The 20,071-nt window shown below is 60.1% G+C and carries 13 protein-coding genes, 1 rRNA gene and 1 pseudogene; 10 read left to right on the top strand and 5 right to left on the bottom strand.

The genetic code is table 11. The features are described 5' to 3' along the window. Positions 1-230: 230 nt before the first annotated feature. Together AACP62_RS07815 and AACP62_RS07810 are read left to right on the top strand one after the other, a co-directional pair. Positions 231-845, top strand: a pseudogene (locus AACP62_RS07815) (isochorismatase family protein); the annotation flags it as partial. Positions 846-1,192: 347 nt separating this feature from the next. Next, positions 1,193-1,375, top strand: coding sequence for a hypothetical protein (locus tag AACP62_RS07810; protein ID WP_144085837.1), 183 nt, complete (start codon positions 1,193-1,195; stop codon positions 1,373-1,375). A gap of 28 nt (positions 1,376-1,403) precedes the next feature. Here the strand turns inward: AACP62_RS07810 and AACP62_RS07805 are convergent, their stop codons facing one another. Both AACP62_RS07805 and AACP62_RS07800 read right to left on the bottom strand, forming a co-directional pair. After that, positions 1,404-3,152, bottom strand: coding sequence for an amino acid ABC transporter ATP-binding/permease protein (locus tag AACP62_RS07805; RefSeq protein WP_339347553.1), 1,749 nt, complete (start codon positions 3,150-3,152; stop codon positions 1,404-1,406). Further along, positions 3,136-5,223: an ATP-binding cassette domain-containing protein gene (locus tag AACP62_RS07800; protein WP_339347551.1), complete on the bottom strand. Its 2,088-nt coding sequence runs from the start codon at positions 5,221-5,223 to the stop codon at positions 3,136-3,138. Before AACP62_RS07800 ends, AACP62_RS07805 begins: the two co-directional genes overlap by 17 nt. A gap of 219 nt (positions 5,224-5,442) precedes the next feature. Here AACP62_RS07800 and AACP62_RS07795 point away from each other — a divergent pair, with 219 nt between their 5' ends. The 8 genes from AACP62_RS07795 (at position 5,443) to AACP62_RS07760 (ending at position 16,876) form a co-directional block, all read left to right on the top strand. After that, positions 5,443-6,051, top strand: a complete 609-nt coding sequence (locus AACP62_RS07795; protein ID WP_198216721.1) for an MptD family putative ECF transporter S component — start codon at positions 5,443-5,445, stop codon at positions 6,049-6,051. After that, positions 6,048-6,746 (top strand): energy-coupling factor transporter transmembrane component T, encoded by a 699-nt coding sequence (locus AACP62_RS07790; protein WP_339347549.1) that lies wholly within the window; start codon positions 6,048-6,050, stop codon positions 6,744-6,746. The genes AACP62_RS07795 and AACP62_RS07790 overlap by 4 nt, the downstream gene beginning before the upstream one ends. Further along, positions 6,676-8,175, top strand: a complete 1,500-nt coding sequence (locus AACP62_RS07785; RefSeq protein ID WP_339347547.1) for an ABC transporter ATP-binding protein — start codon at positions 6,676-6,678, stop codon at positions 8,173-8,175. The genes AACP62_RS07790 and AACP62_RS07785 overlap by 71 nt, the downstream gene beginning before the upstream one ends. Before the next feature lie 156 nt (positions 8,176-8,331). Then, positions 8,332-9,033, top strand: coding sequence for an ABC transporter ATP-binding protein (locus tag AACP62_RS07780; RefSeq protein ID WP_045923831.1), 702 nt, complete (start codon positions 8,332-8,334; stop codon positions 9,031-9,033). Positions 9,034-9,035: 2 nt separating this feature from the next. After that, complete coding sequence (locus tag AACP62_RS07775) at positions 9,036-12,494, top strand: FtsX-like permease family protein (protein ID WP_339347545.1); 3,459 nt, start codon at positions 9,036-9,038, stop codon at positions 12,492-12,494. Positions 12,495-12,598: 104 nt separating this feature from the next. Then, entirely contained in the window at positions 12,599-15,424 is a 2,826-nt protein-coding gene (locus tag AACP62_RS07770; protein ID WP_339347543.1) for an ABC transporter ATP-binding protein/permease, read from the top strand. Positions 15,425-15,525: 101 nt separating this feature from the next. Further along, positions 15,526-16,368: a formate/nitrite transporter family protein gene (locus AACP62_RS07765; RefSeq protein WP_044097952.1), complete on the top strand. Its 843-nt coding sequence runs from the start codon at positions 15,526-15,528 to the stop codon at positions 16,366-16,368. 124 nt (positions 16,369-16,492) lie between these two features. Then, the gene (locus tag AACP62_RS07760; protein WP_339347541.1) at positions 16,493-16,876 is read left to right on the top strand and encodes a nuclear transport factor 2 family protein; all 384 of its coding nucleotides are present in this window, start codon (positions 16,493-16,495) and stop codon (positions 16,874-16,876) included. Between the two features lie 411 nt (positions 16,877-17,287). On the opposite strand, the gene AACP62_RS07755 is transcribed toward AACP62_RS07760, so the two are convergent. From AACP62_RS07755 to rrf, 3 genes are all read right to left on the bottom strand, one after another. After that, a complete protein-coding gene (locus tag AACP62_RS07755) occupies positions 17,288-18,040 on the bottom strand; it encodes a tyrosine-protein phosphatase (protein ID WP_339347540.1) in 753 nt (250 codons plus the stop codon). Further along, positions 18,037-19,431 (bottom strand): hexose-6-phosphate:phosphate antiporter, encoded by a 1,395-nt coding sequence (gene uhpT, locus AACP62_RS07750; protein ID WP_339347539.1) that lies wholly within the window; start codon positions 19,429-19,431, stop codon positions 18,037-18,039. The genes AACP62_RS07755 and uhpT overlap by 4 nt, the downstream gene beginning before the upstream one ends. A gap of 521 nt (positions 19,432-19,952) precedes the next feature. Continuing rightward, positions 19,953-20,069 (bottom strand): 5S ribosomal RNA (gene rrf, locus AACP62_RS07745). Positions 20,070-20,071: the final 2 nt, after the last annotated feature.

Below are 20,071 nucleotides of genomic sequence, written 5' to 3'. Positions count from 1 at the left end.
ACAGCCCCATAAGACCATATCATTGAATCTGATCCGCGACGGACACTCTCGATGATCTAGTGCCCACTACGCCACCTTGTCCGCCAGCTGCATTCTCTGCATTCCTTCATATACTTGGAGACTGATACGACCGGCCGAAGCATGGCGTTAGACTGCCATAATAAAGGAGTGACTAGCAAGGTAAAGTTGGACATTCTTGATTCGTACCATCTGTTCCAGCAGAGAAAACGATCGCCTCGACCAAGACCCTGATAATCGTGGATGTCCAGCCAGCCTTTTGCGAAGGAAAAGAACTGGCGATTGAGGTAAGCAACGAGGTCGCCGGCAGGATTGCCGACTACATCCACAAGCATGCCGGGTATTAAGCCTATATGGCCACCATCCAGGACTGGTACATCGAACCCGAAACTTTCGTCCCACCACCCAAATTTCGTAGACAACTAGCCCAAAAACATGGTATAGTCGGCTCACCCGAGGCTGAATTGCATGCCAAAATTCGGGAACTGGGAATCTCCCATCATTTCAAAAAAGACAGTACTCAGCCACATGCTCCGGATTCAAAGATATCGAGGACAACACTGATCGAGTCCAGAGCAGGCAGGAGTTCTCTAAAGCCAAATCGTCCGGTTCCACCCCAGCGGAAGCTCTGGCGCTGGCCAAGGTCGACCAAGCGGACGTAGTAGGTATCGCTGAATCACATTGCGCTTCAAAGAAACCAACCTTGACGCTGTGAAACAGGGCTACAAGGTCACGATCTTCAAGAATCTGCCGTCCCGGTCAGTGAGGACCAAGGTATAGAAGCGTGTGAGGCTATGACCCGGGCCGGTATCCGGTTGTCCACCTCCAGCAAGGAGCGAAAGAGATCGATCAGGAATTCACCATGGATGAAAAGTAGGTCTGTGGCGAATTCTCCAATAAGTATCTTCAGGCTGGGTGATGGCGAAAGATACCACTCTGGCCGTTCTTTCAGGGGTTATCTGATACTGACTTGCATATCTCATTAGCGTCTGTTTATCTGTGATGGTGTTCAACAGGTCGGCCTGATAGCCTCGGGGTAGATGGTAGCAGTACGGATACGCATCCCCTCCAGGGCTGTTTCCTTACGAAGTACCCTCTAGACCCCTGCCATTCAGATAGGCCTGGAGGCCACCAGGATCAATCATTACCGCAACATCAATCTGGACACCATGAGTTGTGTACCACCCGGAGCGACCGCCTCCACAAGACAGACATATTCGACCGGTCGGTCCTGAGCCACGTGACCGTCTACGACGAGGCCCAGGGCTACATGCGGTTCGGAGTCGGCTACTACAAAGAGAAGTTCCAGATTCCCAAGATGCCACCGCTGCGGGAGATCATGCGCCAGTTCCTATGACTGGCAGCCGTCTTCCGTCTGCCAGCGATTAGGAGGGGATAAGTCTGCCGTCCTGCAGCGTCAGCAACCGGTCAACCCGGGCAAGAACTGAAGGACGGTGGGAGACGATCAGGCAGGTACGGTCACCCTTCCGCTCGATCAGTCTGGTCAGAACCCGACCCTCCAAGAGGGCATCCATATTGCTAGTGGGTTCGTCCAGGAGCATGAGAGGCGCTGGACTCAAAAAGGCTCGAGCCAAGGCCACTCGTTGCCGCTGCCCCTCGGACAGGTCCGAGCCATTGTCAGCAAGCAAATGATCCAAGCCGTCGGGTAGCTGGTCGATCAGATCATCCAGGCAGGCATCATGAGCCGCCTGCTCAATATCCTCTCTGCTGGCATCGGGCCGAGCCAGAGCGATGTTATCCGCCAATGTGAGACTGAATATATAAGTGTCCTGGCTCACCAGAGTCTGCTGGGCACGCAGATCAGCGGTGCAGATGGTCTCGATCGGCAGGTCGGAAACGGTCAGATCCCCGCCGCTGCGCTCCTGGAACCGCATCAGCAGATCGATCAAGGTGGACTTGCCGACTCCGTTGGCACCCTGAATCCCGATCAGCTCGCCAGGCTTGATGGAAAGGTCCAGACCCTCCAAAACCGAAGTCCGGCCGCCATGTTCACCCAGGTCGTCCTTATCCGGGTCAGTCTTGCCAGCGTAGGAGAAGGAAACCGCCTTGGCCTCTTCTACAGTGAACTCCGTCAGGGGGTTTCCATGATCGGGTTTCACCTCGCGCACAGGCGGCTCCTTGTCCAAAAGCGAGAAAACACGTCGGGCCGCGGCCAAGGTGGGCTGTAGGCCAGCGCCTAGCCGGGCCACAGGTATCAAGGGAGCAAAGGAAGAGAGAAAGCCGGCCAGTCCGATCATGCCCCGGGCAGGATCCACCAAGCCCGCCGAACCTAGGTAGCAGGCCATCAACGTGAAGGCTCCAGCACAGATCAGAGTAACCACGTTGGTGACCATATCGTTGGCGATGGTCCGCCCAGAGGTGCGCCCCCTGGCATCCAGCATCCGGTCCGTGGCGGCTCCCACCCGGCGACGGGTATTCCCCAGAGCCCCAAGCCCCGCCAGTTCGGTGCGGCCCTGAAGGGTCTCCAGAAGCAGAGAGTGCAAATTGGCTTGGGCCGTCCGCTCCTTCATGGCTACCTTGAAGGTAGGCCTTGCGCTCAGGATGGGTATGAGCAGACCGACGATCAGGTAGGAGACCAGGGCGGCCAAACCCATCCATGGCGAGAGCCAGGTGAGCAGGGCCAAATTGGCCAGAGAGGTCACCAGGGCGATGGCGATAGGCGAAAGCGTATGGGCGTAGAAGATCTCGAGCAGCTCGATGTCGTTGGTGATCACTGTCACCATGTCTCCGCGCGCTTGGTCTCGCAAACCGGCCGGGGCCAGGGACCGCATCTTGTCGAAGACCGTCGTGCGGATGTCCCGGAGCATGCTGAAGGCCATCTCGTGGTTGTAGTACTGCTCCCCATAAGCCATGACCCCACGGCTGAGAGCAGTCAGAACCGCCACTAGGGCCCAGACGACCCACTGGCCATTCAGCGGCGGCCAGTCCGTGACCAGGCCAATCAGGGCCGCTGCGGCTGCCATCATGCTCCAGACTGCGAAGAGATGGCCCAGACTGCCGCAGAGGATGGCCTTGCCCTCCGTGCCGGTCAGAGGCTTCATCAGCCGGGCCATGCGGCGCATCATCGTCAGATTGCCGGTCGTCTGCTGCATGTCTTCACTCCCCGTCCTCATACTGAGCCTGCTCCTTCCACTGGGCCGCAAATCCGCCCCCGGCATCCAACAGCTCACGGAAGCCGCCGCTCTCCGCCAGACGGCCTTCCTGCAGGAAGAGGATGGAATCGGCATTGCGGACCCCGGCCAAGCGGTGGGTGATGGTCAGGACCAGGGACTCCTTGCCCAGCGCGTCCATCAGGGCTGCCAGTGTAGCGTCATGCTCGCGGTCCACGGCGCTGGTGGCCTCGTCGAAGATATAGACGGGAGAACGCCGCAGGAGCCCGCGGGCAATGGATAGGCGCTGGCGCTGCCCACCGGAGAGGTTGCCTCCTTCAGGATCGATGTGAGCGTCCAGCCCGCCCTTGCTTTGGACAAGACCAGTCAGACCGACCTGGTCCAGTGCATCCAGCAGCTCCCAATCCGAGTAGCCCAGTCCGGCCGGATCGAGATTCGATCTGATGGTCCCGGTAAAGATGTGATCGGTCCCTCGGACTACGGTCTGTAGACCGACCAGTTCCTCGCGTGACAGGTCGCAGATCTGGCACCCGCCAATGGACAGTTCGCCGACATACCCCTGAAGACGCCCGGACAGCAGACCCGCCAAGGTGCTCTTGCCAGAGCCCGAAGCGCCGACTAGGCCCACATGTCCCTTGGCAGGCAGGACGAAGTTCAGATTGGTCAGGGCTTGGAATCCATCAGGATAGGTATAGGTCAGATTGCGAGCGCTGATGCCCGGCAAATCGTCGCCAGACATATCCGTCTGATCTGCCTGCTGCGAGCTCGATCGCGCCGAACCAGTATTCTGCCTCATCGCATTGGCAGAACCCGGTGCAAGGATTTGAACAGCACCCAAAACAGGTTTCGACGCAGATGTCCGTGCAGGCATTTGGACAGCATCCGAAACAGGTTCCAAAGCAGATTCCGACGCAGGCTGCAAAGCAGGCTTCGAGGCGGATTCCGATTCAGACTCCTGAATTGCTTCCTCAGATGCTTCAAGACTCGCTTCTGGAGCCGCTTCCTCGGATGCTTCCTGAATCGTTGCCGGAGCCACATCCGAAGGCGCTTTCCCGCGTGACTCAGGAGTCGTCCCCGGAGCCGCCGACTTCCCGTCACTCTCCTGCCGCGCCTGGAGAATATCGTCGATGGCCTTGCCCTGCTTGATGGCGACCATGCCGGAATGCATCATGTAGACCAGCTGCCGCTCAGGGGCGAAGAGCCGGACCCCAGCCAGGGCAACAACCAGGCAGGACAGCACTCGAGCGGGCCCGCCCTGCCCGATCAGGACCGTCGCTGCAACCGCCAAAATAAGACTGGTGTAGATGACCACGTCGGCCTTGATCAGCGAGCGCAGCTGCCCGCCTAGGACCCCCATGGTTATCCTGCGGAATCCCTCGGACTCCTTGGCCAGGTCATCAGCCTGCCGCTGGTCTGCCCCGAAGATCTTCAAGGTGTTGAGCCCCCTCAGGGCATGCTCGAAGTGGACGCCGACCTTGTCATACTTGCGCAACTGGCCCAGCTGCACCTTGATGTTCTCGCCCATGGTGGGCTTGGATGCCAGGGGCAGAGACACCATGCCGATCACGACGATTGCCGCAGCCAGCGGGCTGACAGGCAGGAGGACGGCCAGGGTCACGACCAGCATCAGGGCGGTCTGGACCAGCGCCGGAATATAAGCCGTGAAGTAGGAGACGACCGACTTGACCCCTTCGGTCGAAAGCCTGGCCAGGGTCTGCGCCGGAACGCCCAGGTCGTCCTCTTGCCTGTTGGGGTCGAACACGGATAGATACAGGGCCTGGGAGAGCGCCTTGCCCATCCCATCGGCCAGCCGGGCACTGACGGACTTGGTGACCGCCTGGGTCAGGAGCCGAACCAGGATCAGCCCACCTATCAAGGCCGCCAGAGGTCCGGGCCGACCGGGCACCCAGGCAAGGGCATGGGGAACAGGCAGGCCAAGGGAACGGCCCACGGCCGCGATGGCTACCGGCAGGAGGAGCACCTCCGCCAACGCACCGATCGTCTGCAGGAGGGCCAGCAGGAGGCTGGCGCCCATCCTGGCTCCCGGTAGATGAAGTAGTCGCTTGCTGATCATGCCTGTCCTCTGTGCCGCCTTTCTGATACGCCCCTCTCAGTGGACACTAACAAAATCCTCGCGCGCCAGGCAATACCCCGATTGTGAAGCACTGGCAAGAGACATAAAAAAATATCATTTACTTTCCCTCCCGGCCCTCCTAAACTTGACGGCACAACCTGAAATCGGCGGATATGGCCTAGGGCCGAGCGACCGCCACCCAGATGGGAGCGATCCTTTATGAAAGCACTGAAGACAAAAGACCTGGTCAACGTCGGCATTTTCACGGCCCTCTACTTCGTCAGCATGGCGGTGGGCAACTTCATCACCGTCTTCCTGGCTGGCCTGGTCATGCCCGGTCTGTCCTCCCTCTTTATCCCCGCTGTGGTGGGGCTGGTCTCCGGCCCGGTCTACATGCTGATGATCCGCCGGGTGCCCAGGTTCGGGGCCATCACCATCGTCGGCGTCATCATGGGCCTCTTCCTGCTGGTTTTCGGCCACTTCGCCCTCTCCTTCATCCCCTATGCTTTCTGCGGCCTGCTGGCTGATCTGGTTCAGTCCTCGCTCAGGGAGAGCCGTCCCAACCTGGCCCGCTACCTGAGCTACGTCATCCTCACCTTCGGCTGCACCGGCCCCGTCCTGCCTCTTTGGTTCATGAAGGACGCCTATGTGGCCAGCCTGGTCCGCCGCGGCAAGAGCCAGGAGTACATCGACGGGGTCTTCGCGCCCATCACCGGAGCCACCTTCCTGGTCTGCATTCTGGCCACCTTGGTCGGCGCCCTGCTCGGGGCATGGATAGGCGCCAAGATCGTCGACAGGCATTTCAACCGGATACCCGCCAAGCAATGAGGCCCATCTCCATCTACACCAGATTCCTGCTGGTCATCTTCGCCAACGCCCTGATCTTCGTTACCCTCCCCACCCCACTGGTCCTGGCCATCAACATCTACTTCTGCAGCTTCCAGGTCATCGTGGGCAGGGTCAGGAAGGGCCAGGCCTGGCTTCTGGTCTGTCTGGTCTTCGCCCTGGGCGCCTCCCTGGCCATGGTCTTTCCCGAGAACCTGCCGGGGCATTACCTGCTCTTCCTCTTCGTCGGCGTGGGCAGGATCCTCCCCCTGGTGCTGGTGGCGGCCTTTATGATGGGCACCACCAAGGTCTCGGAGCTGGTCTACCTGCTGCGCAAGATCCACGCCCCCCAGTGGCTGGTCATCCCCGTCAGCGTCCTCTTCCGCTTCTTCCCGACCGTCAGGCACGACTACGCCCAGATCAGACGAGCCATGAAGTTCAGGGGGATCGCGGTCACCACCGGCGACATGGTCCGGCATCCGATGCGGACCATGGAGTACATCTACGTTCCCCTGCTCAACAACGCCACCAATGTGGCCTCCGACCTGACCTCGGCCGCCCTGACCAGGGGGATCGGCGACCCCGGGCCCAAGACCTCCATCCAACAGATCGCCTTCACCGGACTGGATGCGCTCATGTGCGCCCTGGGTCTGGTTCTTATGGGATGTGGAGCCTATGTTGCAATGTTCCAGGCTTAGCTTCACCTACGAAGGCGCCAGCCAGCCATCCCTCAAGCAAGTCTCCTGCCGAATGGGCCAGGGACGGCTGACCGTGGTCACCGGGCCGAGCGGCTGTGGCAAGACCACCCTGTCCAGGGTCATCAACGGCCTGATTCCCGAACTCTACGAGGGCAAGCTGGAGGGAGAGTGCCTGATCGGGGGCGAACCCACCACGGCCCGGCCCATCTACCGGCTTTCGGAGCAGGTGGGATCGGTCTTCCAGAACCCCAAGACCCAGTTCTTCACCACCGACGTCCGCAGCGAGCTGGCCTTCCCCCTGGAGAACACCGGGGTCCAGCCGGAGGCCATCCGGGAGCGTATAGACCAGGTGGCCGACCTCTTCGGCATCACCCGGCTCTTGGATCGGGACATCTTCTCCCTGTCCGGGGGCGAGAAGCAGATGATCGCCATCGCCTCCTCCTGCATGATGGACCCGCAGATCCTGGTCCTGGACGAGCCTTCAGGCAATCTGGACGTCGAAGCGGTGGCCAGCCTGGCGCAGATCCTGGGCCGCTTGAAGGACCGGGGCCTGACCATGGTCCTGATCGAGCACCGCCTCTACTACCTGGACGGCCTGGCCGACGACTTCCTGGTCATGAAGGACGGCAGGCTGGCAGAGCACCTGACCCCGGCCGCCATGAGGGGACTGGATGGTCCGAGTCGCCAGGCTATGGGGCTGCGGGCCCTGGACCTGGACGCGACCGAGAATGCGAGCACACCTGCCAGGGTCATCGATGACAGGACCCCCGACCTGCTCCGGGTCCGGAACCTGACCTATGCCTACCATCACGACCAGCCTCCTGCCTTGGATGTGGACGACCTGACCCTGTCCAGCGATGACATCACCGGCATCATCGGTCGCAACGGCGCCGGCAAGAGCACCTTCGCCTCGGTCCTGACCGGACTGCTCAAGCCTGGCGACAGGTCGGCAATCAGCCTGAATGGGACGAAACAGACCGCCAGGGAGCGCGTCGAGGACTCCTACATGGTCTTTCAGGATGTCAACTACCAGCTCTTCAGCGAGACCGTGGAGGGCGAGATGCTCCTTGGAGCCAAACGGACCGACCTCTTCGAGGAGGTGGCACGAAAGCTGGACCTGGAGCGGCTCCTGGGCCGACACCCCAACACCCTCTCCGGCGGGGAAAAGCAGCGGGTGGCCATCGCGGCCGCCATACTGTCGGGCAAGCGCCTGGTGGTTCTGGACGAGCCCACCAGCGGCCTGGACCTGCTCCATATGAATCAGGTGACCGGGATGATCCGCTACATGCGCTCCCTGGGGGTCATGGTGGTCGTCATCTCGCACGACCAGGAGTTCCTGGCCCAGACCTGCCAGCGGTTCATCACCTTCCGCCAGGGCAGACCGGTCAGGGACAGCCGGAAACTGGGCAATCTCCTGCAAGCCCTCTGAGCCCTTGCAGGGTCGGTGAACATGACGCCTCCCGGCAGGCGGTTCTCCTGTGCTCCGGACCCCGCGAACGTATACAGTAGTGGGGAAAAGAGCATCAGGGGGGCGTCCCTCGCGCCGGACGGCCCCGCCGCACAGCCAGGGTTACGAGAGGGCATGATGGGCTATATCGACGTCATCGGAGAGACGAAGCGGTACGTGACCGGCGAAACGACCATCGTGGCCAACAATGAGGTCACCTTCTCCATCGAAAAGGGCGAACTCGTGGTCATCTTGGGCGCCTCGGGAGCCGGCAAGTCGACCGTGCTGAACATCCTGGGCGGCATGGACACCTGCAACGAGGGCCAGGTGATCGTGGACGGGAAGGACATCGCCGGCTACGACGCCCGGCAGCTGACCACCTACCGCCGCTACGACGTGGGCTTCGTTTTCCAGTTCTACAATCTGGTGGCCAACCTGACCGCCAGGGAGAACGTGGAACTGGCCTCGGAGATCGTGGACGATGCCGCCGACCCGGTCCAGACCCTGGTCGACGTAGGCCTGGGAGACCGGATCGACAACTTCCCCGCCCAGCTTTCCGGCGGCGAGCAGCAGCGGGTGGCCATCGCCCGGGCCGTGGCCAAGAACCCCAAGATCCTGCTCTGTGACGAACCCACTGGAGCCCTTGACTACCGGACCGGCAAGCAGGTGCTGCGCATCCTCCAGGACCAGTGCCGCAAGAAGGGCGCCACCGTGGTCATCGTCACCCATAACGCGGCCATCGCCCCCATCGCCGACAGGGTCATCCGCATGCACGACGCCCGGGTCCAGGCCGTGCAGACCAATGACAGCCCCGAAGACATCGAAAACGTGGAGTGGTAAAGATGCAGCCCGTCAGGAAGGTGCTCTGGCACGACATCCGGGTCTCCCTGCGCAAGTCCCTGGGACGGTTCATCTCCATCGTCTGCCTGGTGGCGCTGGGTTCCTTCGCCCTGGTAGGGCTGAGCGTGACCGGGCCGGACATGCGGCAGGCCGGCAACGCCTACCTGTCCAACCACCATCTGGCCGACCTGATGGTCATCAGCAGCTATGGGCTGGACCAGGAGGACCAGGATGCCATCGACACCGCCCCCGGCAACTCGGGAATCGAATACGGGTATCTGAAGGATGTGGTGCTCAAGGGCACCGACAAGAGCCTTCGCATCTACTCCGCCCCCGACCGGATCTCCACCTATGAGCTGGTTGACGGATCAATGCCGACCAGACCGGACCAGGTGGCGGTCGATACGGCCCTGGCAGAGAGCCACCCCATCGGCAGCAGCATTCAGGTGGACGAAAAGGCCGACCAGCTGGGTAGGAAGGTTCTGAGGCACCACAAGCTCCGCGTGGTGGGTACGGTCAAGTCGACCGAGATCCTGAGCAAGGTCAACATGGGCCCTTCCACAGCCGGATCCGGTTCCCTGGACTCCTACGCTGTGACCACACCCAAGGCCTTCGACTCGGACGAGTACATGATCGCCCGACTGACCTTCAAGGACCTGGATCGAATCAAGGACCACTATTCCGACCAGTACATCCAGGCCCTGCAGACCCACAAGGACGATCTGAACAGGATTCTGTCAGGCCGCCCCACCGCCAGACTGAACGCCATTAAGGCTCCTCTGCAGAAGCAGCTGAACCAGGGGCAGGACCAGGTGGATCAGTCCAGAGCGGAACTCGAGGGGAACCGGCAGCAGCTGGACCAGGCCAAGAAGAATCTGGACCAGGGTGCCCAGAGCATCCAGTCCGCCAAGAACCAACTGGCAACCAAGACGGTACAGGCCCAGGCAGCCATCGACCAAGGACAACAGGAGGTGGACCTGAGCTCGGCTGAACTGGCTCGAAAACAGAAGCAGTATCAGTCCTCCGCCAGCCAGGTGGCCCAGGGCAGGCAACAGGCCGAGCAGGGGCAGCAGGCCATCGACCAGGGACAGGCCAAGCTTGATGGTTCCCGCCAGCAGCTGGAGGGCGGCAAGACCCAGGCCGACCAGGCTGTATCCCAGGCTCAGGAAGCGCAGCAGCAATGCAGACAAGGCGTTGCACAGGTCACCGGCCTCATTCAGGCCATCGGCGCCCAGCTGGCCACCCCCGGGCTGACCCCCCAGCAGCAGGACGAGCTCAACGGCAAAAAGGCCGGACTCCAAGCCCAGCTGGCCGAGCTCAACCGGCAGTCACCGCAGATCGACGCCCTGGTAGTCAAGGCCAAGGCGGGCCGCGATGCCTTCATGACCAACCAGTACACCCCCGGCATGGCCCAGGTTGCGGCCAACCAGCAGACCCTGGACGCAAAGCGTCGGGAACTGACCCAGGCAAGAGACAAGGTGAATGAAAGCGAGCGCCAACTGGCCCAAGGCAAGGCCCAACTTGACCAGGCCTCCGCACAGCTGGCCAAGGGCAAGGCCAAGCTAGTCCAGGCCCGGCAGCAGCTGGCCAACAGCCGTGCCTCAGCCCAGGGGCAGATCGACCAGGCCCAGGCCACCCTGGATCAGAAAACCGCGGAATACCAGACCAAACTGGACAAGTTCAAGAGGGAGAGCCCAGACGCCCAGAAGAAGATAGACGACTCCCAGGAAAAGCTGAACAAGGCAGCCGACCAGCTGAGCCGACTGGAAAAGCCGGTCTACGCCCTGGACTCTCGTCGTGAGGCGCCCGGCTCAGAGGGCTACAAGGTCTACGCCTCCGTCTCCTTCATCGTGGACTCGCTGGCCAAGGTCTTCCCCTACTTCATGTATTTGGTCGCCGCCCTGGTCACCTTCACCACCATGACGCGCTTTGTGGACGAGGAGCGAATCAACGCCGGGACGCTCAAGGCCCTGGGCTATAGGGACCAGGATGTCATGGCCAAGTTCCTGGTCTATGGCGGAGCGGCCTCGGCCCTGGGCGCTCTTCTGGGCATCATCGCCGGCCACACTCTCCTGCCCTGGATCGTCTACCGGGCCTATGCCCACGCCTTCGACATGCCGCCCATCCACTACGGCTTCCACCTGCCCATCACCCTCCTGGCCTGCCTGCTGGCCTTCCTGAGCGCCGTGGTCCCGGCCTTCCTGAGCGCCTGGCGGGAGCTGCGCGAGAAACCGTCGGCCCTCCTCCTGCCCAAGCCGCCCAGCGCCGGTTCGAAGATTTTCCTGGAGCGCATCCCCCTGATCTGGAACCGGCTCAACTTCACCCACAAGGTCACCGCCCGGAACATTTTCCGCTACAAGCAGCGAATGCTGATGACCATCTTCGGAGTCTGCGGATCGGTGGCCCTCCTGATGGCGGGATTCGGCGTGCAGGGGTCCATCTCGGCCATCAACGAGCACCAGTTCGGCCAAGTCATTCGCTACGACCTGATCGCCGCCGAGAACAGCCAGGCCACATCCGACCAGCGCCAATCCATCAAAAAGCGGCTGGAAAAGCCCGATGTGAGCCGTTCCCTGAACGTGCGCTACGAGGAGATGAGCAAGACAGCCGGACACAACGCCGACAAGCAGTCCATCACCATGATCGCGCCGGCCAGCGCCGAACACCTGGACGACTTCATCCGCATGGACACCCGGTCGGGGCACAAGCCCCTGCGCCTCAAGGGCGACGGCGTGATCCTCTCCGAACGCATAGCCCAGCTGACAGGGACCAAGGTTGGCGACAGGATCACCCTGCAGGATTCAGGCGGCAGGGACAGGACCATGCGGGTGGACGGCATCTGCGAGATGTACCTGGGACACTTCGTCTTCATGAGCCCATCGGCCTACAGGACCGTCTTTCACCAGGACTTCTCGCCCAACGCCCACCTGGTCACCTTCAAGGACTCCAGCGCGGAGAACACCAGAAGGCAGGCCGCCTCCTTCATGCGGATTGACGGAATCCAGGGTGTGGTGCAGAACACGACCCTGATGAGCCAAATCGACACCGTGGTCAGGTCCCTGAACATGATCATGCAGGTGCTGATCATCGTGGCCACCCTGCTGGCCCTGGTCATCCTTTACAACCTGACCAACCTGAACGTGGAGGAGCGGATCCGCGAGTTGAGCACCATCAAGGTGCTGGGCTTCTACGACCGCGAGGTGACCATGTACATCTACCGGGAGACCATCCTCCTTTCGGCTATCGGCGTCCTGGCCGGGTACGGGTTCGGGGCCTGGCTGCACCACTACATCATCACCACCGTCCCGCCGGACAACGTTCTCTTTGACCCCTCCATCAGCTGGGTGGCCTTCGTCGTGCCCCTGGTCATGATCACGGTCATCACGGCAGGACTGGGCTGGATGGTCAACAACAAGCTCAAGCATGTGGACATGCTGGAGGCCCTCAAGTCGGTGGACTAGGCCATATCGGCATTTACCCATGCTAATGGCGTAAGCTGGCACTCCAAGAGTCCATAAGTCCATGCCATTAAAGCCATTGAGAACCCAGAAAGCGGAGGACGACGGTGCTGCAGATCGAACACATCTCCAAGCAATACAAAACGGGGGACTTCGTCCAGCAGGCCTTGAATGATGTCAGCGTCAACCTGCGCGACAACGAGTTCGTGGCCATCCTGGGCCCCTCCGGCTCCGGCAAGACCACCCTGCTCAACATCATCGGCGGGCTGGACCGCTATGACCAGGGCGACCTGATCATCAATGGCACCTCCACCAAAAAGTACAAGGACCGCGACTGGGACTCCTACCGCAACCACACCGTGGGCTTCGTCTTCCAGAGCTATAACCTGATCCCCCACCAGAGCATCCTGTCCAACGTGGAGCTGGCCCTGACCATCTCGGGCGTGCACCGGCAGGAGCGGCGGGAGCGGGCCAGGAAGGCCCTGGAGCAGGTGGGGCTTGGCCAGCATGTGAACAAACGGCCCAACCAGCTCTCGGGCGGTCAGATGCAGCGGGTGGCCATTGCCAGGGCCCTGGTCAACAACCCCCGCATCCTCCTGGCTGACGAGCCCACCGGAGCCTTGGACTCGGAGACCTCCATCCAGATCATGGACCTGCTCAAGGAGGTGGCCCAGGACCGGCTGGTGGTCATGGTCACCCACAACCCCGAACTGGCACACCAGTACGCCACCAGGATTGTGGAGCTGCACGACGGATCGGTCATCAGCGACTCCGACCCCCTGCCCGACGACCAGGTGCCCATCCGCCGGGCACGCCACCGCACCTTCGGCAAGGCTTCCATGGGTCTGCTGACTTCCCTGTCCCTGAGCTTCAACAATCTTCGGACCAAGAAGGCCCGGACTGCCCTGACAGCATTCGCAGGATCCATCGGTATCATCGGCATCGCCCTGATCCTGTCGGTGTCCACCGGAGTCAACCGCTACATCGACAGGGTGCAGCGGGAGACCATGACCTCCTACCCCATCACCATTCAGGAGCAGTCCTTCGACCTGAACAAGATAGTGGACTCCGCCCAGGAATCCCAGAAGGAGGCCAAGGCCCACAAGGATCTCAAGGCCATTCAGCCAGACGACTCCAGCATCAAGGGGGCCTCCAGCCTGACCAGCAGCATCACCCAGAACAATCTGACGGACTTCAAAAAATACTTGGATAATCCAAAGAGCGAAATTCATCAATACGTGGGGTCCGTCGGCATCCAGTACTCCTACGCCACCAAGTTCGCGGTCTTCGGGCACGACCCGGACGGCAAGCTGGTCTCTGCGGACAAGGTGACCATGAGCGGGCAGGACGACGCCAGCTCCACCGCCAGCCAGATGGCCACGGCCAACACCGACAGCGACATGGGCGACATCCAGTCCATGCAGATGTCCTACCTGACCGGCAAGACCGAGAAGAACAAGGCTCCGGAGATCTTCGGCGAGATCATGCCGGGGGCCGATGCCAAGACCACCATCAGCAAGGTGGTGACCGACAACTACCAGGTGGTGAACGGCACCTGGCCCAAGGCCAAGGATCAGGTGGTCCTGGTGCTGGACAAGAACAACCAGATGCCCGTCACCAGCCTCTACAAGCTGGGTATCCTCCCCTCCAGCCAGTACACCGACATGATGAACAAGCTCAACAGCGGCCAGGAGGTCAAGGCCGACACCAAGCCCATCGAGTATGCCAAGGCCATGGACCAGAAGCTCTCCCTGGTGCCCGCTGCTGACCAGTACGCCAAGGGGACCGACGGCCACTACCACTACATCGGCGACAGCACCGACCAGATGACCAAGGCCGCCGACCAAGGCCTGCAGCTGCACATCGTCGGCATCGTCCGTCCCAACCAAGGAGCCAAGGCAACACCACTCAAGGTGGGCGTTGGATATACCCGCCAGCTGACCGATTATCTGATTGACCAGGCCAAGACCAGCCCTATCGTCACCGACCAGGAGGCCGACCAAGGCCACAGCGTCCTCAACGGGATGGCCTTCGCCCCTGCCGACGATGCCGCCAAGGCCAACGACGCCAAGGCCTACATCGCATCCCTGGGTGTCAGCCAGAAGGCCAGCATGGCCCAGGAGATCATGAAGGGCTCGGCAGCCATGGCCGGCCAGGAGACCCAGGGCCGGGCCGGGGCCGCTGCAAGAGCCCAAGGTTCTGCGGGCATCCCCACGGGGGCCTCAGCCGAACAGCAGACGGCCCAGGCCTTCGACCAGTACATCGCCACCGCCCCACAGGACGCCCTGGTCGCCATCTACAACCAGTACGTCTCCACCGGCACCTACGCCGACAACCTGAGCGACTTCGGCCTGATCTCCCGGGATGCCCCCTCCCGCATCAGCATCTACACGGACAGCTTCGAGAACAAGAATTCCGTGGGCGATGCCATCAAGCACTACAACGACAAGGCCGCAGAGAAGAACAGGATCGTCTATACCGACTATGTCGGCCTGATGATGAATTCGGTCACCACCATCATCAACGTCATCACCTATGTGCTGATAGCCTTCGTCGGGGTCTCGCTGGTGGTTTCCTCCATCATGATCGGCATCATTACCTATATCTCGGTGCTGGAGCGGACCAAGGAGATCGGCATCCTGCGTGCCATGGGCGCTTCCAAGCGGAACGTCTCCAACGTCTTCAACGCCGAGACCGGCCTCATCGGACTTCTGGCGGGCCTGCTGGGGGTGGGCATCACCCTGCTGCTGATCATTCCGGCCAACAGCATCATGCACCACTTCATGGGCACCACGGAGGTGAATGCAGCTCTGCCTGCCTCAGGTGGCGTGGCTCTGGTCATTCTGAGCGTGATCCTGACCCTGATCGGCGGCCTGATCCCCTCACGGAAGGCAGCCAAGCAGGATCCTGCCACTGCCTTGCGCACCGAGTGACACTGGCAAAGAAGTGAATTCCCGCACAGTCGGGCCCTAAGAGCGGTCTCTCTTTACTCGGGAATGCCATAATGAACCCCGTGAATGAGCAATCCAATCAGATGACAGATCCACAGAACAGACAGCCCCTCTTCCCCGGACGGGCCTTCATCAGCACCGTCCTGGATGTGGTCGAGAGCAAGAAGACCATGAGCGGCGCCCTGACCGGCAAGTACATGCAGCGAGCCACCATGGCCGGCCTCTTTGTGGGTATCTTCTTCACGGCCTTCTTCGTCATCATGGGCCAGGCCGGCCAGAACCCCGCCGACCACGGCCTGATCCTGGCAGGCCGGGTCCTGGCGGCGACCACCTTCGGCTGGGCCCTGGTCCTGATCTACTACACCAACTCAGAACTGCTGACCTCCAACATGATGGTGGTCACCATAGGCGCCTATCACAAGCGCCTGGGCTGGCTGGCCTCCCTGCGGATCCTGGTCCTCTGCCTTCTGGGCAACCTGGCCGGGGCCCTGATCGTGGCCGTCATCCTGCGCTTTTCTTCCATCGTCAGCGGTCCCACCCTGGACCAGATGCTGGCGGCCGCAGCGACCAAAACCGGCTACGTCTCCGGCGGCCCCATGGGCTTCGCCGACCTGTTCGTGCGCGGCATCCTGTGTAACTTCTGCATCAACATCGCCATGCTCATGGTCTACAACGGCAAACTTTCCAACGACTTCACCAAGTGCATCATCATGGTCGTGGCCGTCTTCGTCTTCGCCTTCTGCGGGTTCGAGCACTCGATAGCGGATTCGGCCCTCTTCCTCATTCTGGGCGTCTTCGGGCGGGTCAACGCCTGGAAGGCAATCCTGGTGGTCCTGGTGGCCATGCTGGGCAATTACATAGGCGGCGGCATCCTGATCGGCCTGAATTTCGCCACCATGAACGACGAGCGCCACTTCAAGGCCTGAGAGCCTTCCCGCCTGCTACCGTCCCCGTTCACCGAGATCTCAGACATACTTACGAGCCTGAGCGAAGACACCTATCATGAAGAAACTCAAAGGCCTATGTACAGGCAGAAAGCGAAGGTTCATGATGAGCGAGACTGAAACGGCAGCCAATAAGTCCCTGGTGCAGGAATTCTACGACCAGGTCTTCAGCCGGGGAGATACCAGCAACCTCGATAGGTTCATGCGGGACGACTACATCCAGCACAACCCCACCTGCGCCGACGGGAAGGCGGGCTTCCTGGAGTTCATCAAGGGCTTCCTGTCCCTGGGCCCGCAAATTGAGATCATCAGGCTGAACGGCGAGGGCGACATGGTCTACGTCTTCTTCAAGTGCACACTGAAGAACGGCCATGTCAACAAGGTTTGCGACATCTACCGGCTGCAGGACGGCCAGCTGGCTGAGCACTGGGACATCATCGAGCACAACGTGGAAGACGTTCAGTCCCGCAACGGCAACGGCCTCTTCTGACATCCAGCGAGATAAGAAAGAGTGAAAGCATGCTGGGCCTGGAGAAGACCGTGGTGCTCCAGGGCATGGAAGCTTTTCAAACTGAGTCCAAAATTCTCCTTGACCATCCAGACGCCTGCAACGTTGATATGGTCAGTTAAGACGGATCCAGTTGTTTCCATGCCGTTTTGCTGACCATATAATCGCGGTCTGCCCGGCAATATGTTTGTGCGTAAGGAAACGCACACCTGCATCCATGGCCGTCTCCACAGTGGCCCGGGCCTCGCGGTCCCCTGGTGATCAACATTGACCGGCCAGGGTCACTCGGGAGGCCCGGAATCCTGTCCGTCCCAGATTTATGTATGCACGATGTCCTCCTTACCATTGGCAGTCAAGCCCGATCATCTGTCCCTGACTATTCAGCTTGTCTGATTACTCCAGCAGGTTGCGGCGCAGGGCCTCCACCTGGTCGGGGCCGAACCCTAGAGCCTGCTGGGCGTAGGCGAAGACATCGCCATAGGCGTCGATCATGAGTTGGCGGGCGTAAATCAGATATTCCTTCTTGACATAAAGTGCAACCGCCAGTGCATCCAGTGAATCCTGGTCGAAGCCTTTTGCCCGGAACTGGTCCAGCAGCTGGTTGTTGGCCGCGACCCTCTCCTGGTTGGTCTTCAGATAGTCAGCGAATATCTGGTCGTCGTCCACCTCCAGCAGCCAGAGCACCAGGGCCGCGGCGAACCCGGTCCGGTCCTTGCCGGCGAAACAGTGGAAGAGGGTGGCACCCTGGGCGTTGTCCACGACGATGCGCAGGAAGCGCCCAAAACCTTTCTGAGCGCCTGGATTCAAGACCATGTCGTGGTAGGTACCCAGCATATGGTCATTGACCCGATCGACCGAACCTATGGAGGCGAAGTCGTCCAAGCTGGTATTGCGGGCACCAATCATGCCCAGCAGATCGATGTTGGTGAAGGTGATGCCTTCAATTGGATCATCAGGGCTCTCCTGTATCTCGAAAGGCCGGCGGAAGTCCACGACCTGCGTCACATGGTAGCGGTCGACCAAATCCCTCCTGGTCTCCTCGTCCAGGCCGACCAGCTGCCCTGACCGGATGAACCTGTGGGGGCGTACCCTGCGGCCATGGATGGTCCGAATGCCTCCCAGATCCCGGAAATTGGTGATGTTCATCGACGACCTCCTCTAATGCGTTTCTCTTCCATCAGGGCCACTAGGCCCAGAAGCACGACTGCGCAGACAATGGCGATATACAGCACGATAAAAGTGTCATTCCAACCATGCAGCACATGCCCCAACACGGTCAGTCCATCGGACGAGGAGTCTGCGATTTTGGCCAGCAGGACCTTGGCGGTGGAATCACCGAACAGGTAGGCGAATGCACCGACCATGCCGCCGGACAGCACATTGGCCCGCTTGGGAATCTGATTGAGCATGGAAATGTTTATCAACATCTGGGGTCCGAAGATGAACATGCCCAGGAAGAAGAGCGAGATGTAAATGACCACAGGGGTGCGGCCCAGCTGGTAGCCTGCCATTCCGAGTGGCAGGCAGATGGCGCAAAGCGTGGATACCAAGGCAGGCCTGCCGCCCAGGAAGTCAGACACCACTCCCCAGAGAAGGCATCCGATCAGAGCACCCATCTCGAAATAGAAGATGGTCCGCGCCCCCACTTGATTGCTGAAATGCAACTGCTCAGTCACACGCAGAGGCGCCCAGTTGTCGATGCCGATACGGATCAGATAGACGAAAACGTTGCTGACGCAAAGCACCCAAACCCAAGGGTTGGAGAGCAGGTACCGGCGGAAAATCTGCCAAGTGGTATCATCATGCGACTCTTTGTCTTCCTGCTTGACAGGCTCATCGAAGATCTTCTCTGAGGGTTCCCACCCGAGATCCTCAGGCCGGTTCTTGCCGACCAGGAAGCACATAATAGCCACAAGAAGCGCCACTACACCCGGGACGATAAACATACCGGCCACCTTGCCTCCGAAGAAGGTTTGGGCACACCAGATGGCGAATACCCCAGCCAAGCCACCGCCTATATTGTGGGAAGCGTTCCAAACACCCAAATATCGGCCGTAGGTCGTCTTCGTCGTCCAGTTGGAGATCACCGTCGCGCAGCTTGGGCCGCCGGCGCACTGAAAGACCCCGTTCAAGGCCCATAGAACGATCAACCAACCAATAGGCACATGACTTAAGGTGAAGAGGAAGCCGATGCAAATGACCACGATAGACGAGCAGAAAAGCATGATTGATGCAATCTTCTTGTTGTCTTTGCCTGTGACCAGATATCCCACAACGATTTTTCCGATTCCATAGACAACGGAGAAAACAAAACCAATTACGCCCAACTGCTGGGTTGTAATGCCCAACTGCTGCTTCATCAAAGGCTGTGCCGCTTTAAAATTATTCCGAACAAGGTACATGGTAATGTACAGAATGATGACCATCAGATATGGTTTCATGAACTCACGGAACCAGAGATGTCGTTGTTCGGTTACCGGTATGGTCGCCTTCGGCACATGTTTGTCCAAATGGATATCGAATATCCTGCCAGCCATCTAATACCTCCCTGTATATGGTGGGCAACAGCTGACATTTTACTTATTTGCTTTAACGTTTTATGTATTGACACACAAGGGTTTTGAGACACTGCCAAATTCATGTGAAAACCACAGTTCCCGGAGAGGTTTCATTGACTGCACCGGGCGCCTCACCGATAAGACACGACCTGAAGATTATTGGACAGTCTATTGGCTACTGTGTTGATCCCGATCAGCGGTGTAAGCGGCTATTGATGGCTCTTTAAAGTATCGTATGAGCTGGAATATCATAAGTTGCTCGACGTTAGTTTCACTTTTCTTATCTATTGCATCGCAGGAACACTGGCTGAGATCTGATAAGGCGGGCCAGTATCCGCCTCTTGGCTGTACCGCAGCATAAAGCGCCTCGATAAAGCTGAAATGCTCCAAGGGCTAGAGGTCCGGCTTGCAGACAGCATGTGTTTTGTAGGGGTGTACGCCCGTATATACAAGTAAAGGCCTCTGGTGACTTATGTCATCAGAGGCCTTTCAACGTGTTGTGGCGGCGGTGTGCTACTCTCCCACACTCTTCCGGGTGCAGTACCATTGCCGTGCTGGGTCTTAGCTTCCGGGTTCGGAATGGGACCGGGCGTCTCCCCCAGGCCATGACCGCCGCGAA

Origin of the sequence: Bifidobacterium apis, from assembly GCF_036986835.1 — a bacterium.
In the GTDB taxonomy this organism is placed as follows: domain Bacteria; phylum Actinomycetota; class Actinomycetes; order Actinomycetales; family Bifidobacteriaceae; genus Bombiscardovia; species Bombiscardovia apis_A.
The sequence above is the reverse complement of the archived record's forward strand: the minus strand, read 5'-3'. Positions and strand labels throughout refer to the sequence as shown.